The 14,691-nt window shown below is 57.8% G+C and carries 19 protein-coding genes; 16 read left to right on the top strand and 3 right to left on the bottom strand.

Annotated elements, in window-relative coordinates:
• Positions 1–12 precede the first annotated feature (12 nt).
• The gene (locus tag Q0S71_RS03975; RefSeq protein ID WP_295991628.1) at positions 13–531 is read right to left on the bottom strand and encodes an Arc family DNA-binding protein; all 519 of its coding nucleotides are present in this window, start codon (positions 529–531) and stop codon (positions 13–15) included.
• A 117-nt stretch (positions 532–648) separates the two neighbouring features.
• Between Q0S71_RS03975 and Q0S71_RS03970 the strand changes: the two genes are divergently transcribed.
• From Q0S71_RS03970 to Q0S71_RS03950, 5 genes are all read left to right on the top strand, one after another.
• Positions 649–804: an Arc family DNA-binding protein gene (locus Q0S71_RS03970; RefSeq protein ID WP_295991626.1), complete on the top strand. Its 156-nt coding sequence runs from the start codon at positions 649–651 to the stop codon at positions 802–804.
• Positions 805–875: 71 nt separating this feature from the next.
• Positions 876–1,301, top strand: a complete 426-nt coding sequence (locus Q0S71_RS03965) for a hypothetical protein (protein WP_295991624.1) — start codon at positions 876–878, stop codon at positions 1,299–1,301.
• 62 nt (positions 1,302–1,363) lie between these two features.
• On the top strand, positions 1,364–1,618 hold the full coding sequence (locus Q0S71_RS03960; RefSeq protein WP_295991622.1) for a hypothetical protein: 255 nt from the start codon (positions 1,364–1,366) through the stop codon (positions 1,616–1,618).
• Positions 1,615–2,454, top strand: a complete 840-nt coding sequence (locus Q0S71_RS03955) for an antA/AntB antirepressor family protein (protein WP_295991620.1) — start codon at positions 1,615–1,617, stop codon at positions 2,452–2,454. Before Q0S71_RS03960 ends, Q0S71_RS03955 begins: the two co-directional genes overlap by 4 nt.
• Before the next feature lie 531 nt (positions 2,455–2,985).
• Positions 2,986–3,516, top strand: coding sequence for a hypothetical protein (locus Q0S71_RS03950; RefSeq protein ID WP_295991616.1), 531 nt, complete (start codon positions 2,986–2,988; stop codon positions 3,514–3,516).
• A gap of 498 nt (positions 3,517–4,014) precedes the next feature.
• On the opposite strand, the gene Q0S71_RS03945 is transcribed toward Q0S71_RS03950, so the two are convergent.
• Positions 4,015–4,206 carry a hypothetical protein gene (locus tag Q0S71_RS03945; protein ID WP_295991615.1) on the bottom strand — a complete coding sequence of 64 codons (192 nt, stop codon included), beginning with the start codon at positions 4,204–4,206 and terminating at the stop codon, positions 4,015–4,017.
• A gap of 22 nt (positions 4,207–4,228) precedes the next feature.
• Between Q0S71_RS03945 and Q0S71_RS03940 the strand changes: the two genes are divergently transcribed.
• Positions 4,229–4,426 carry a hypothetical protein gene (locus Q0S71_RS03940; protein WP_295991612.1) on the top strand — a complete coding sequence of 66 codons (198 nt, stop codon included), beginning with the start codon at positions 4,229–4,231 and terminating at the stop codon, positions 4,424–4,426.
• A 320-nt stretch (positions 4,427–4,746) separates the two neighbouring features.
• Here the strand turns inward: Q0S71_RS03940 and Q0S71_RS03935 are convergent, their stop codons facing one another.
• Positions 4,747–5,085, bottom strand: coding sequence for a hypothetical protein (locus Q0S71_RS03935; RefSeq protein WP_295991610.1), 339 nt, complete (start codon positions 5,083–5,085; stop codon positions 4,747–4,749).
• On the opposite strand from Q0S71_RS03935, the gene Q0S71_RS03930 reads away from it, so the two are divergent.
• The 10 genes from Q0S71_RS03930 (at position 5,078) to Q0S71_RS03885 (ending at position 14,653) form a co-directional block, all read left to right on the top strand.
• Entirely contained in the window at positions 5,078–5,428 is a 351-nt protein-coding gene (locus tag Q0S71_RS03930) for a hypothetical protein (protein ID WP_295991608.1), read from the top strand. The genes Q0S71_RS03935 and Q0S71_RS03930 overlap by 8 nt on opposite strands.
• 93 nt (positions 5,429–5,521) lie before the next feature.
• Positions 5,522–5,980 (top strand): HNH endonuclease, encoded by a 459-nt coding sequence (locus Q0S71_RS03925; RefSeq protein WP_295991606.1) that lies wholly within the window; start codon positions 5,522–5,524, stop codon positions 5,978–5,980.
• A gap of 87 nt (positions 5,981–6,067) precedes the next feature.
• Positions 6,068–6,808, top strand: a complete 741-nt coding sequence (locus Q0S71_RS03920; RefSeq protein WP_295991600.1) for an AAA family ATPase — start codon at positions 6,068–6,070, stop codon at positions 6,806–6,808.
• Positions 6,809–6,822: 14 nt separating this feature from the next.
• The gene (locus Q0S71_RS03915; RefSeq protein ID WP_295991597.1) at positions 6,823–7,380 is read left to right on the top strand and encodes an AAA family ATPase; all 558 of its coding nucleotides are present in this window, start codon (positions 6,823–6,825) and stop codon (positions 7,378–7,380) included.
• 302 nt (positions 7,381–7,682) lie between these two features.
• Entirely contained in the window at positions 7,683–8,087 is a 405-nt protein-coding gene (locus tag Q0S71_RS03910; protein WP_295991595.1) for a hypothetical protein, read from the top strand.
• Between the two features lie 5 nt (positions 8,088–8,092).
• Positions 8,093–9,793 carry a terminase TerL endonuclease subunit gene (locus tag Q0S71_RS03905; protein ID WP_295991592.1) on the top strand — a complete coding sequence of 567 codons (1,701 nt, stop codon included), beginning with the start codon at positions 8,093–8,095 and terminating at the stop codon, positions 9,791–9,793.
• On the top strand, positions 9,793–9,999 hold the full coding sequence (locus Q0S71_RS03900; protein WP_295991589.1) for a hypothetical protein: 207 nt from the start codon (positions 9,793–9,795) through the stop codon (positions 9,997–9,999). The genes Q0S71_RS03905 and Q0S71_RS03900 overlap by 1 nt, the downstream gene beginning before the upstream one ends.
• A complete protein-coding gene (locus Q0S71_RS03895) occupies positions 10,000–11,583 on the top strand; it encodes a phage portal protein (RefSeq protein ID WP_295991587.1) in 1,584 nt (527 codons plus the stop codon).
• Positions 11,584–11,585: 2 nt separating this feature from the next.
• Positions 11,586–13,586 carry an SGNH/GDSL hydrolase family protein gene (locus Q0S71_RS03890; RefSeq protein WP_295991585.1) on the top strand — a complete coding sequence of 667 codons (2,001 nt, stop codon included), beginning with the start codon at positions 11,586–11,588 and terminating at the stop codon, positions 13,584–13,586.
• Positions 13,587–13,600: 14 nt separating this feature from the next.
• Positions 13,601–14,653 (top strand): S49 family peptidase, encoded by a 1,053-nt coding sequence (locus tag Q0S71_RS03885; RefSeq protein WP_295991584.1) that lies wholly within the window; start codon positions 13,601–13,603, stop codon positions 14,651–14,653.
• Positions 14,654–14,691: the final 38 nt, after the last annotated feature.

Raw genomic sequence — 14,691 nt, 5'->3', positions numbered from 1 at the left:
ACAATAAATAAATTACTTTGCTGTTTTTTTTAAAGGCGTGCGGAGAATTCGCTTGACAGCGCGGGTGCTCTCCGCTTCACTCAGCGGCCAATGGGACTGTTTGATAATGCTTGAAAATTTTTCATTAGCATCGACAAATTGCTTCATTTTTTTCTCGCCATCTTCCAGTAGGTCATCAACACTCTCGGGGATGTGCTTGATCAAATCGCTTGCGCTCCGCGAAAATTTTGTCAAATCTTCCTTGGTCCATTGAGCATTATTCAGAATGAGCTTAGACGCAAGTCGCAGCGTGGACGCGAGACCTGTAATTTCCAGGCGCTGCGCATGCAGTTCGAGGTCGCGTTCGGCGATTTGGGCGTTTTGTCGCGCTATAACTTCGACTAAAGCTGAGGGGGCGTCTTCTCCTTGCAGTCGATCTATCAGCTCCGCATTCAGCGAGCGCCCCTTTGCCTCGGCAGAGTGAAGGAGGCGACTATGTAGATCACGGGGGAGCCGTAAAGCGGTTTTGATGTAGTCGTCTTGGGTAGCCATGCCGAGATGGTACACATCGGGTGCAAAAACTGCCACTAAAATAAAGCTTACCTTCAAATTGAAGGCGGAGTATATTTCATTTATGCCTTCAATTTAAAGGCGCTTCGGAGGTGGAAAATGTCGCAAGAAGTCAAGCTGCAACTTCGCCTTCCCGTTGATGTGCGCGATTGGTTAAAGGCAGAATCGAAAAGCCGTGACCGTTCGATGAACGGGCAGATGGTCGCCTTCCTCAGGGGATTGATGGAAGAGGCGAAGAAAAATTTGAATCAGTAAATGAAAAGCCCCGAACAATCTTGGCGGATGGGTTCGGGGCTTAAATTCCCAACCAGATGAAGGAAATTGCAATGAATGCTACATCAAAATCCGAGCAGAATCAACTAGCAGTTGTCGAGCCCAGCCGCCGCAACTTTATGCGGTCCGCAGCTGCACTTGCTACTGCTATCCCTCTGGCCGCTTTCGCCGCCGCACCGGACTCGACCGCTGACATGGAGCAGCCGCCATTCGACCGCTTGGCGTATCTTGAAGACACGTTGAAGCACCTGTGCCTTATTATGGAACTCCAGCGCGACTGGTTCGCGGCGCACGACAAAGAATTCAGCGCCTTTGATAAAAAGGCCATGTCGCAGATGTACGACCTTGTTACCGAGGGCGCCATGTCCTCCCGCACCATCGTTCGCGCCGCCGGCATCACCCTGCCGCAGGATTATCTCAGCACCGTCGCCTGGAAGAGCAGCAATCGCCCAGCCGTTAAAACCGGGCGGTTTGCGTGAGCATGCGGGATCACTTCGTCCGGAATGGGGGTGGCTACGACATGAGTGCCGCAGGATCGTTCATGATGCTATCCGTCTATGCTTATGATCATACCGAGTTACCAGCGCCGAGCTTGCGTAAAATCGTAGATTCGATATTGCTCAGGGCTAGCGCGGGCGGATTCACTCAGTCTGACATTTTTATAACTATCATGAGTAACGGTGAGCGCTCGGACCGCGCGATCCAAATGAGTGCCGAGATAGTTCGTTGTGTCGGTGGCAATGCCGCAATGATCGACATCATCAGGGATATGAAACCAAAAGGAGGCTCACAATGAGTGCGCGTCAACCATATGAAATATTGCAACAAGCGGCTGCATTAATCCCAACGTGCCAATCAGCAATCGGCGGTACATTGATGCAGACCACCAGCGCGCGCGATCTGCATTCATTTCTCAAGGTCGGCAAGGATTTCTCCACGTGGATTAAAGGCAGGATCGAACAGTTCGATTTTGTGGAAAATTCAGACTTTGTCGCTGTCGATTCCGCTCCCCAAAACGGGGGAGCGGGAAATCGCGGGGCTCGCGTCGAATACGCGCTGACTCTCGACATGGCCAAGGAGCTTTCGATGGTCGAGCGCAACGCGCAGGGTAAGCAAGCGCGTCAATATTTCATCGAGTGCGAACGGCGTGCATTGTCTGGGCCGGCGCTCCCAAACTTCGCCGACCCGGTTGCAGCTGCGCGCGCGTGGGCTGATGCTCTCGATTTGCAGCGGCAGGCTACGGCCAAAGCAGTACAGCTGGAGCACCAAGTTGCCGAACAGGCGCCGGCCGTGGCTGGCTTTGATCTGATCGCCAACTCGGATGGCACATCTTGCATTCGCGATGCCGCCAAGTTGTTGCAAATGAAACCGCATAAACTCACAGAGTTTTTGCTGCTGTCGAAGTGGATCTATCATCGCATCGGGAAACCGGGCTACGTTGCCTATCAAGACAAGCAGGATGCGGGGTACCTCTGGCACAAGCTTGGCAACTACGAAGACCCTGAAACTGGTGAGCGCAAAGTCAACGAGCAGGTTCGCATCACGAAGCGCGGCCTGACGAAACTTTCGATCATGATCTCTTCATCGCCGGCTGGCGGAGTTCAAGGCAAGCAAGCTACGCTGAAATACTAGCCTTTATTGCAATGCTGCGTGTATCATTTCCAGAAACTTTTTCTGGAGATGATATGGCGCTTTCGCCTTGTGTTGAATGTGGCAACCCTGTTAGCTCATTGGCTGCTGCGTGCCCGGCATGTGGCGCACCGTTGGCCTCAGTTGAGTCGGCCGTTGCTAGCGAGGCTCATAACACACACAAAGTAGGCGCTAGTGTTATGAAAATTATAGGATACTGCGCTCTCGCTTTCGTCGGTTTCGTCGCATTTATTTTGTTTATTGGGTCGCAGATGGGTGATGACCCGGAGTTCAAAGAGAAGCAGCGTGCACGACAAGTTATAGATCAATGCGACAAATTAGCTGCTGATCAATTGCAGGAGTTAAGCACGAGACGTTTCGTCCGCGGTACGTGCGACATGATGCGCACTAAGTTCCGCGATAAATACCACGTCGAACCATAGTCGCGCCAACGCGACACTGCATCGCCCATATTCCGATAGGAAATTACTTTCCTCATGCTAAAATCCCTGTGTTTACAAACAGGGGTCTATCATGGGATTTGCTGATCGCTTCGTTCGCTCGCTGACCTCGCACGACCTGCGGGACGACGCATTCCACCACGATTTGGACGCTATCGCGGCGGCGGCGCTGGCCGGCGACTTAGGCTCGCTGCTTTCCCGTGTCAAGTATGCCGACGGCACCGTCAGCAAACTATTCGAAGGCAATTCGAACAACCTGGCGCAGCTGGTGCGCATCTGGACGCTGGAAGTGATCAAGAAGGGCCGCGAGCGCAAATGGGTGAAAGAGGGGACGGCATGGGATGCTGCCGCAGCTCAAGCGCTCTACCGGCGCGTCGCTGAGCGCTCGCTTGCACACTGGCTGGCTGGGCACTGCGATGACTGCCGCGGCGCCGGCGTCACCCGCGAGCGCCGACTGTGCCCTACTTGTAAGGGATCGGGCCAAGCCGACGTGTTCGCAGGCGGATTTGAGCGCGAGAGAATTTTGGACATGATCGGCGAATTGCAGAACGTGATGATTTCGCACAATTCGCGCGCATCTGGTCGCTTGCGTGCTGAGTGCTGACACCGCTGAAAATTCAGTTGTAAACCCCGCTCACTTCGTGTATTGTGATCGCTACATTGTGCATGGCACATATTTATCGACAAGCAGCCAATCGGAACTTGACATGAAATAACCAGCACATCACAGACTTTCTTCACTCGTAATGATCGCCACAATCCGGCGGCACCGATAGCGGAAATTTGCGAGTTGTTTTCGCCCTTGGTGGAAGCGCTCGCGCAAAAAGTCTGTGAATCGCTCACCACGCGGATTGTCGTGGGAGCACATAAAACCACCCTTGCGGTGGTTTTTTCTTTTCCGCGCCACATTCCGAGGCGGCCATGAAATTCCCTCGCACGACCAAGCCTGCAAAGCAGTCGGTCCGGGAATGGATGGATAGCCGCACTCACGCCGAGGAACCGCCGCCGAGCATGGAAGAAATCCGGCGCCAGTTGGGTTGGTATCTTCTGCCGGAGAACCGAGGGCCAGACCAACCAGATGAAGATTGACCCGGCCGAGCGACTACATCTTCTCTAAAGCATCAGCAAAGGCAGGCAGAAATCTGTCTGCTGGAGTATTCGCTGCTGTGGCGCGCAGGATCGTGATGATCCGTTGCTTCTCCTCCTGAAATGGAGCGCTACTGGCATAGAAGTCGCTGTAAAGATCAAGTGCCGCCATTGCTTTTCTTGCGGGTTCGAATGCAGGAATGCTCATGTAGTTCTTTCTGGAGTCAAAAATGAATTGGATTTCACCCGCCGCCTTAATCACGCTTGACGCGCTCGACTACCTAGCCAAAGGAGCGGTCGTTCGCGTTTTCGTGAAGAACTCGATGGGTGACCTGATCCCGGTTGAATTCATCCGGAATGATGATAGTAACAAGTTTACTTTGCTACACCCGGCCTTCGGCGAAATCTATGCCGAGGTCGCCAAGTAACAGACTGGTGTTGAACTGGCCGGCCGCGTGAGTACACCGCGCCGCCCAGCAACGGAGGTGCGCCATGAAGTAGCCTCGACCGATCACCTTGCAAAAACACTAAATCGGGCGCCTGCGGGCGTGCTGGCGCAAGCTAAACCGATTGCCGCGAAACGCTGTCACGCGGCACCCAATTCGCCACATCTGCGGTAGTCCCGACGCCACGGCAACGGATGAGAGCGTAGAGCGGCAACAATTCTAATTCCCTCGAATTCGACGGAATTAAAACCGCATCTCCCGTTGCGCCTTCGCCGCCTCCGCATCACTGCGCTGGCGGCTTTTTATTTGAGGCATAGATGCCGCATTTTTTCGTCGACCTTGAAATTTTGCGGCGCGATGCTGCGGCATATGCGCGCGAGGTTAAAGAGAAAGCTGAGCGCCGCGCCGAGCACATAAATAAAATCGGCTTCGATGCATGGATGCGTCAGCGTATCGACCGCGCCCATGCCGAGTACATGGCTGGCCACGCAGCCGGCGGCATCGCCTACGGTCACTGATATGCGCAACCCCATCACCGCAATCCTCAACCGCTTCTTCTGCTCGCACGTCGAACCACTGTGCGACTTCCACTTCGCTGTCGACTGTGACGGCACTCCTGCAAAGGTATCCACCATGAGCATCAACGTCACCCGCAACCACGGCCCGATCAACCTGCGCGCCACGTTCAAGGCCGCCGACGGCGAAGTCGAAGCGCCGCTGTCGCCGGCCGCCTGGTCCGTCACCGTGCCCGGCACCGTCGACGCATCGCCACTGGCCGCGCTGGAAGTCTCCGTCGACGGTCTGACCGCTGTCGCCACGCTGTCCGGCCAGTCCGGCACCGCGACCATCACCGCGACCGCCGACGGCGTCACCATCACCGCGGACCTGGTCATCGCACCACTGCCGATCGTCTCCGGCGAGATCACCTCCGACGTGCCTGACGCAATCGTGGCCAGCACCGACCCAATCGTCAGCACCTCGTAACGCAATCAGCGCCAGCGCGATCCAGCGGCGTGATCAATAGCGGTCGCAGCGGTCGATGAGCAAAGGGCGACGATCCTTCGTGCAGAACATCGCATGCCTTACTCGCCGCAGGCGGCCGCAACCTCACACACATACATCATGCCGAAACGTCCGAAGTCGATATGTCGACAGGCTGGTTGCGGCGCACTGGTTGATGCACCAGGCTATTGCGTCAAGCACCTCAAGGCCAAACGCAAGGATGAGGATGCACAGCGTGGCACAGCACAGGAGCGCGGCTACACCAGCGCCTGGACAAAGGCACGCTCGCACTATCTGCGTAAGCACCCACTGTGCGTGTACTGCAAGCGCAGCGGTAGGCTTCAAGCCGCCAACGTGGCCGACCACATCATCGCTCACCGTCTGAAGGAAGCAATCGATAGCGGCGATGAAGCACGCATCACCCGAGCGCGTGAGCTGTTCTGGGATAGCGAGAACAACTGGCAGTCGCTGTGCAAGCCATGCCATGACAGCGTTAAGCAGGCCGAAGAGAGAGCGGCAAGCAGGCATCGATAGGAATCGATTAAACGAGATTTGAGCGTGTTTCGGCATTGGCCGACGGCAGCGTGGGCGGCATTATCATCGATATCGAAGGTTTGAAACATGCAAAACGATACAATTTATCTTCGCAAGAATCCCCTGTGCAAGCGCTGCAAGCGAGATGGCTTAACGCGCGCCGCGATAAAAGTTGATCACATAGTCCCGTTATCCATCATGCCTATCAGCATCGATCAGGATGAAGACGACTATGTTTCGAATGGACGCGATGAATCCAATCTTGAATCATTGTGCGAGCAGCATTATGCCAATCAAAACAGATCCCGCCGTCAGCCATTAACTGCGTTGCTGAATGACAAAGTCGGGGCGCTGCTCAAGCCGGCGGGGCTGGAAGCTTCGCAGGTGCCGCTCACCATTGTGTGTGGCGCGGCAGGAGCTGGAAAGAATACCTACATCGCTCGCCACGCCGGCCCCGACGATACCGTGATCGACATGGACATTATCCGCACCGAACTGGGCATTCCCGAAGACACATGGTCCAGCGCGGCCCTTGAGCAATGCCTGATGCGCCGCAATGAAAAGCTAGCCGCGCTGGCGTCGTCACCCGGTCCAGCTGCCTGGTTCATCGTATCAGCGCCAACTGCGACGGAACGGGATTGGTGGCGCGAGGCGCTGCGACCTATCGCCCTTGTAGTAGTGCTGGCCAGCGCACGCACGTGCATCGACCGGATCAACGCAACACGTAAGGGGGACCATGCCGACCGGTCAATCCGAGCCGTGAAGAAGTGGTGGCTGAGCTATGACCCTGAGCACCAGGATCAGGTATTCGATGCGACCGGCACTTAATTAAGGGTCGCATCATGGCTACCAAACAACACCAACCATTACCTCCGAGTCGCGCGCAGAAGGTCCATGACATGGACCCCCACATCGATCAGCTGCTGCGCCCGCCTGACTTACAGCCTTCACGTCCTAATCTGACAATCGTGTTTGGCCCGGCCGGCGGTGGCAAGTCGACCTATGTCGCTCAGCATGCCAAACCCGGCGACACCATCATCGACCTTGACGCTATTCGCGCACAACTTGAGATAAGCGAGAGCGACTGGAGCGCCGCCGCTATGATCCGCTCCCTTGGTGTAAGAAACACTCGGCTACGGGAGCTCGCGACCTCAGATGCCCCAGGCGCATGGTTTATTGTCTCTGCAGCCGCGTCAAGCGAGCGTGAGTGGTGGCGAAATGTCCTGCAACCGTCCGCTCACTTCGTCGTGCTCGCCAGCGTGGGCGTCTGCACAAACCGCATCATCAAAACGCGCAGGGGTGACCGCATGGAGCGCTCCCTACTGGCGGCAAAGAGCTGGTGGTCTCAGTTCGTGCAGGCACGTGATGACGCGTTGGTAACGACCGATTGTGGTCACTAGAGCCATGCAAACGCGGCGTAATTGGAGTTGTGACGGGCAAATGGACTTAGAAAGCGTCACGCGGCGCGTCTGATATTTGTTGCCTTCAGATGCGCCAGAATGAGTTTTGAGCGTCTTTCGTTTGTTGGTGTGCGAAGTGCAGGGATAGCTCAGTATCGCATGTTGGTAAGCGTTCTGGTGCGACTGGAATGGATCGGCGCAGGGGTAGGGGGCGTCCAATCCCTACGGCCGACGACCCTAAAGACCGGCCATGCAGCCTTTTTTTTATTTCCACAAAATTCGTGTTTCCAAAAGGTGTCTATATGGCAAGACCGCGCACCCCGACCAACGTCCTTGAGTTGCGCGGCGCCTACAAGAAAAATCCTCAGCGCAAACGCGACGACGAGCCGGATGTCGCGGCCGGTATCGGGCCAGCGCCGGACTATTTCACGCCGGAGCAAGCTGGCGCCTGGAACGTAATTACGTCGCAGTGCCATGCTGGCGTGCTGTGTCACGCCGATGGCATCGCGGTGGAGATCGCCGCAGTTTTGCTGGCGAACTTCCGGGCAAACCCAATTGAAATGCCGGCGGCCAAATTGGCTCGACTGGACTCCCTGCTGGCGCGCTTCGGCATGACTCCGTCTGATCGCTCAAAGGTCGCCGGCGCCAAGAAAGAGGAGCCTGCAAACCCCTTCGCGAAGCTGATCAAGAAGAAGGGCGCTGCATGAAATAGATGGAACATCCTCATGTCAATGCGGCCAACAAATACGCGCGAGATATCGTCGCAGGCAAGATTCTGGCTTGCACATGGGTAAAGCTGGCTTGCGAGCGACACCTGAACGACCTGATTGCGAACAAGGCGCAAAAATCCAAGTTCATCTACGACGCCGATGCGGCTGAGATGGTCTGCCAGTTCCTGGAGATGCTGCCGCACACAAAGGGCAAGTGGGGGCAGAAAAAAGAACTGATCGTGCTGCAGCCCTGGCAGTCATTCATTTTTTGCACGTTATTTGGCTGGAAGCACCGCGTAAAAAAGACGAAATTCGGCTGCCGCCGGTTCCGCAAAGCTTACATCGCCGTACCGCGCAAGAACGGCAAGTCGATCATCGCCGCCGGCATTGGCCTGTATATGTTCGCCGCTGACGGCGAGTTCGGCGCCGAGGTCTATTCTGGCGCGACCACCGAGAAGCAGGCATGGGAAGTGTTCCGGCCGGCCAAGCAGATGATCGAGCGTACTCAGGAACTGCGCGATCTGATCGGCGCTGAGGTTTGGGCGAAGATGCTACTCACCCCGGAGGATGGTAGTCGCTTCGAGCCGGTCATCGGCAAGCCTGGCGACGGATCTTCTCCGTCATGCGCGATAGTGGACGAATACCACGAGCACGACACGTCCGACCTGGTTGACACCATGGAGACCGGCATGGGCTCCCGCGACCAACCGCTAATGGTCGAGATCACCACGGCCGGATTTAACATCGCCGGGCCGTGCTACGACCAAGAGATGGACTGCAAGAAAGTACTGCAGGGCGTGATGATTGAGGATGAGCTGTTCGCCATCATGTACTCGATCGACGACGGCGATGCTTGGGATGATCCAAAAGCGCTGCGCAAGGCAAACCCGAACATGGGCGTGTCAGTCGACGCCGAGTACCTGCTGAGCCAGCAGCGCCAGGCTGTGAATAGCGCCGCCAAGCAGACTCGCTTCAAGACCAAGCACCTGAACGTTTGGTGCTCGGCGAAATCGGCTTGGCTAAACATCCTGGACTGGAATCGCTGCGCGGACTACACGCTGCGCCCCGAGCAATTCGCTGGCTGCGAGAACTGGCTCACCCTCGACTTGGCCAGTACGTCTGACGTGTGCGTGGTCATGCAGGTATTCAAAAAGCGCATCGACGGCAAGGACCATTACTACCTTTTTGGCAAATACTTCCTCCCGGAAAATGCGATTGAGAACGACCCGAAAAATCGCGACGCGTACCGAAAATGGGTGATTGAAGGATTCCTTGAGCAGCACGACGGCGCCGAAATCGATTACGACCTAATCCGTGAGCACACCGAGGTCCAGTTGACAACATACCAGCCGAACGAGGTGGCCTTCGACCCGTGGCGCGCGGCGCACATGGCGCAGCAGCTGATGAAAGATGGCGCTGAACTTGTTGAATTCCGCCAAACAGTCCAGAACATGAGTCTGCCGATGAAAGAATTTGAAAGTGCGGTCAAGGCAGGCCGGCTTCACCACGACGGCAACCCCGTGCTGACCTGGATGGCATCGAACGTGGTGGCGAAATTGGATGCAAAAGACAACGTCTACCCGCGCAAAGAGAAGCCAGAACAAAAGATCGATGGCATCGTGGCGGGGATTATGGGCATTGGTCGCGCGATGCAAACAGAGGCCGGCGGCATGCCGGACGACTACGAACTTTTGGTGGTGTGATGAAAAAACTGGTGCTGGCCCTTCAATTTATCGGTGACGTTGTTACCCCTGTGCTGGTCTATAACCTGTGCATCCTGGGTGGCATCACGATGATCGCCGCCGGCGTAGGGATGCTACTCGGCGCGGCCGCTTCGCTTATCTGCACCGGTGCGCTCCTGATTGTCCTGACGCTGCACATGACGGTTGGCTTCGGCGGGAAGGAATAAATGTTCCTGTGTTCACCGAAGGCCGATAACGGCGACCGCTCGCCCTATGGAAATTTCTGGTTCGGCCCGACGCCATCGCGCTTTGGCGCGGCCGATGCGCGCGGCGACAAGGCGTTGCAGCTGACGGCTGTCTATGCATGCGTACGTGTCATTGCCGATGCGGTGAGCTCGGCGCCCTTCAAGGTGTACAAGACAGCGCCCGACGGTTCGCGCAAAGAAATCAAAACACACTGGCTCTATCGCTTGATCGCCAGCCGCCCGAACGACTTCCAGAACCCGATGGAATTTCGGGAAATGATGACTGGTCACCTGGAGCTGCGCGGAAATGCGTTCGCGCAGATCATCGCCAACGGTAAGGGTGAAGTCACAGCGTTGCTGCCGATCCATCCGGACATGGTGACCGTCGAGGTGCTGCGGTCGGACACCGACATGAATTGGCGCTACCGGATCAAGCTGGCGAACGCCGACGACCTGGTGCTGGCGCGCACCGATATGCTGCACATCAAGGGTATGTCCGGTAATGGGATTATGGGCTACTCGCCGATCCAGTTGGCGGCCAAGGCGATCGGTTCCGGCCTGGCCGCACAGGACTATGGCCTACGCTTCTTCGAGAACGACGCATCTCCGACGGGCGGCGTGCTGGAGCACCCGACCAATTTCAAGGATAAGGAAACACGCGACCGCTGGCGTGAAGCTTGGCAAGAGCAGCAGGGCGGCCGCAATAAGGGAAAGATCGCGGTACTCGAATATGGAATGAAATATTCGCCTGGCATCACGGTCAAGAACACCGACGCCCAGTTTCTAGAGTCGCGGCAGTACACCCGCTCGGAAATCGCGACGATGTGGGGCGTGCCGCCACACATGATCGGCGACCTGTCGAAAGCGACGTTCTCGAACATCGAGCAGCAGAGCATCGACTTCGTGAACAACGCGCTGGAGCCGCGCTTGAACCGCTGGGCGTCCGCGCTGGCCTATAACTTCCTCGATCCGGACGACCTGACGATCAGTTGCGAATTCTCGACGACTGCTTTGTTGCGCGGCGATGCAGCAGCCCGCTCGACCTATTACAACAACGGCACCCTCGGCGGCTGGCTGACTCGCAACGAGGCCCGGGCGGCTGAGGGGTTGAACCGCATCGAAGGTCTGGATGAGCCGCTGCGGCCGCTCAACATGATCGCCGACACGGCGGCCGAAGAAGAAGATCAGGAAATCGAAGCCACCACCGCGCTTCCTCCGAATGTTACGCCCAACGTTCCGCCGGCGCCGGCGCCAGCTCAGCCCGATAAGGGTGATGCCCGGCTGTTGGCACTGTCGGTAGCAGCCTCTGAGCGCGTCGCGCGTAAAGAAGTCGAAGCGGTGGCGAAGGCCCTCAAATTTCCGAATGACCAGCAGGGCGCGCAGTTGATTGCTGTGTACGAGCGGCACGCAGCGTTCGTCTCGGCTGCGCTGAGTGTTTCGATGGCATCTGCCCAGGCTTATTGCGCGGAGCAAATTGAGCTAGCCCAAGTATTCGCCGTCGACTCCCCTGAGGAATTTTCCGACATCGTGCGCTCCAAGCTTGAGCGCCTTGCAATTCAAGGATAAAAATGGACAAATTCACGATAAATACCCCGGTGCCGGCTGCGTTCGACAACGTCGATATCGGCTTGCTGAAGCCGCGCACTGCCGCGTTCACGGCGGTCAATATGGTGGCAGGGGACGGGTCGTCAGTCCCGATTTTGTCAGGCATGCGGAAGCGGGTCGTTGGTGCGAATATTTGCAATTTCACCAATCTGACGCCCGGCACCGATTTTTCGGCAACCACGCGAGCTCAATTCACCCCCAGGGATAACGTTGCAAATCCCCAATTGGTATTTGAATCGGGCAGCGCCTCCGCCACCGTGGCCGGCGGTGAGAAACAACAGGTTTCTCCCGTCATTTATTCGGCAACCCTTGAATATCCTCTCGGCCAGCCAGTGGTACGTTTTTCTGTCGCCGGCGCTACCAGCTGGGTGAGCCGACCTGGCGCCAGTCAGGTGCTTACCGATGACCTTGGTATTACCCTGAAGGCGGGCATTTCCGCCGCCATTCGAGTTTTTGTCCGCGTCCCGAAGGCACCAGGCGCTCAATCGATCACTGCCGTGGCCGCCGGTGCCTTAGCCGCCGCGACGACCTTTTACTACGTCCAGACCACCGTGGACTTGGGGGTTGAGTCGGGTCCGTCCAGTGAATACAGCGGTACTACCGGTGCATCCGGTACGCTTGCGCTTGCTCACTCTTGGACTGCACCGGTGTACGGCGACACGGTAAGAATCTATCGCAGTGCGACGTCAGGCGGCACCAAGCAGTTGCTCGCCGAAGTGTCCGCCAAGCTTCAAAGCTACATCGACTATGGTTTTGATGCCGTCAATACGACCATCAATCCCCCGGCTGCACAGTTGACGCTGAAGGCGAAGATTGACGGCCTGCTTTCCGGTAACAGCACCACCACTCAGTATTTGAGCGGCCCCGGCACCGACGTTACGGGAGTTCCAGGGCAGATCAATAATGTGGTCGGCCCGCTTGGCGGCTTCGTTCCTGGCGCTGACTTGATCGTCGCTGGCGGCACCGTGGCGCCAACGTTCGGCGGTGAACATGACTCAATTGGCGCCGGCGTCGGCATCCAGACGAGCGGCAACTTCGTGGGCTCGCTGTCTGCTTCGTATGGCAACTGGTTTGTTTCGGCCCTCATTGCTCGCGGCTTGGGATTTTACAACTACTCGATCAGCGGTTCCCAGCGGAACTGGTTCAATGATGGCACGCATGTCGTGCGTGGCCGCGCCGAAAAGCGGAAATTTGCGGACCGGGTAGTGTCCAACCAAGGAACGAACGACGCTGGCGCCGGCCGCACTTGGCCGCAAATCGCTGCCGATACTCTCCTGTGGGCTGCGGCGGTCGCCGCATGCGGCACCTTGGCCACGCCAACAACCCTCATCCCGCGCCCGAGCTCGACGGATTGCTTCACTACAGCAGGCAACCAGACGCCTTGGGCTCTCGATCTCGTCAGAAAAAGCTACAACGCTTGGCTGCGCAATGGCGCGCAAGTCGACGCGACAGGCGCGCCGGTGCTCGCTGGTGGGGCGCCCAGCCCGTATATCAGCGGCTATTACGACCTCGCCAATTCGCTGGAGGTCGATGTGAATAACGTGCCGACCCGGGACGGCGGCTATTTCCGCGCCCCAGTCGCCCCCCGATATGCCGGCCTGGTGCTGACCGGCAGTCCCTCTGCAACCGCTCTTTCGTTCTCTACGGCGCCGTTCACAGTGCCGTCCAACAGTGATCGAGGTGTGGCAGTACACGCGATCAAAGTCACGAGCGGCGCGGCGATTGGCCAGACCGCAATCATCTCCTGCGGAACTCCAAACACCACCAGTTCGGTCACGTTGTATGCAAGCGGCAGCACAACCCTCACGGGTGTAGCGCTGCGCGGCTTGACGGTGTTGCCGTCGGCAGGAGATATGGTCGACGTGTACGAGGTATTTACGCCCGAAGGTATCCACCCAGCCTACCTCGGACATCAGGCCGCCAGCGCCGACTTCCAACTCTATCTGGCCTCCATCGGCGCATAACGAGCGCTACCCATTTGATTTTTGACCAAGAGAGATGTGACATGAAACGATCACTTTTGTTGGCGGCGTTCGCCAACACGCCTTGGGCGATGGACCAACAGCACCTGGCCACATTCGCCGGCGTGCTGCGCCGCTGGTCGGCCGGCGCCGCCGCGACTCCGGAGGTCATGGCCGACGTTCAGGCCGCGCAGGCTGCCCGCGCCGCGCGCGCCAAGTCTTCCAGCGCCGCCGGCGGCAACATTGCCGTGCTGCCCCTGTACGGCGTGATGTCGCAGCGGGCATCGATGGCAGACGATATTTCCGGTAGCGGTGGCACGTCGACGCAGGCATTTACCTCCGCCCTCAACGCAGCGCTGGCCGATGACAGTGTCGCCGGCATCATCATCGACATCGATAGTCCTGGCGGTTCCGTCTTCGGCACCGCCGAGCTGGCGTCGGCCATCTTCTCGGCACGTTCGACGAAGCCGATCTACGGCTACGTCAACTCACTGTGTGCGTCGGCAGCCTATTGGACCGGCTCGCAGTGCGCACAGCTGTTCATGACGCCGGGTGGCCAGGCCGGCTCCATCGGCGTGTACATGCAGCATGTCGACGAGTCGGCGGCGCTGGAGATGGAGGGCTACAAGTGCTCGTTCGTCTCGGCCGGCAAGTACAAGGTCGAAGGCAATAGCCTGGGCCCGCTCGACGCCGAAGGCCAGGCGTTCCTCCAGAGCCAGGTCGATGCCTACTACGCATCGTTCACGCAAGCTGTCGCCAAGGGTCGCGGCGCGGCGATTGCGTCGGTGCGCGACGGCATGGGGCAGGGCCGCTGCCTGCTGGCCTCAGATGCGCTGGCGGCCGGCATGGTCGACGGCGTCTGCTCCTTCGACGACGTTGTCGGGAAAATGAAAAAGGCGATCAAGTCCGGCGCCGGCGCCAAGGCTGAATCACTCACCGAATTTTCCGCAGCCGAGCCGGCTGAGTCATTGGAACTGGAAGCTGCCGCCTTGCTGGCGCAGCAGCCAGTCAATGACTTCGCGCGCCGCGCCGCCGCCCGCCGCCGTCAGCTCGAAATGGCATCCATCTAAATCATCCATCGAATTGGGCCTGCACAGGCCCGCCGGAG

Source organism: Rugamonas sp. (genome assembly GCF_025354735.1).
Classification (GTDB): domain Bacteria; phylum Pseudomonadota; class Gammaproteobacteria; order Burkholderiales; family Burkholderiaceae_D; genus Rugamonas.
The sequence above is the reverse complement of the archived record's forward strand: the minus strand, read 5'-3'. Positions and strand labels throughout refer to the sequence as shown.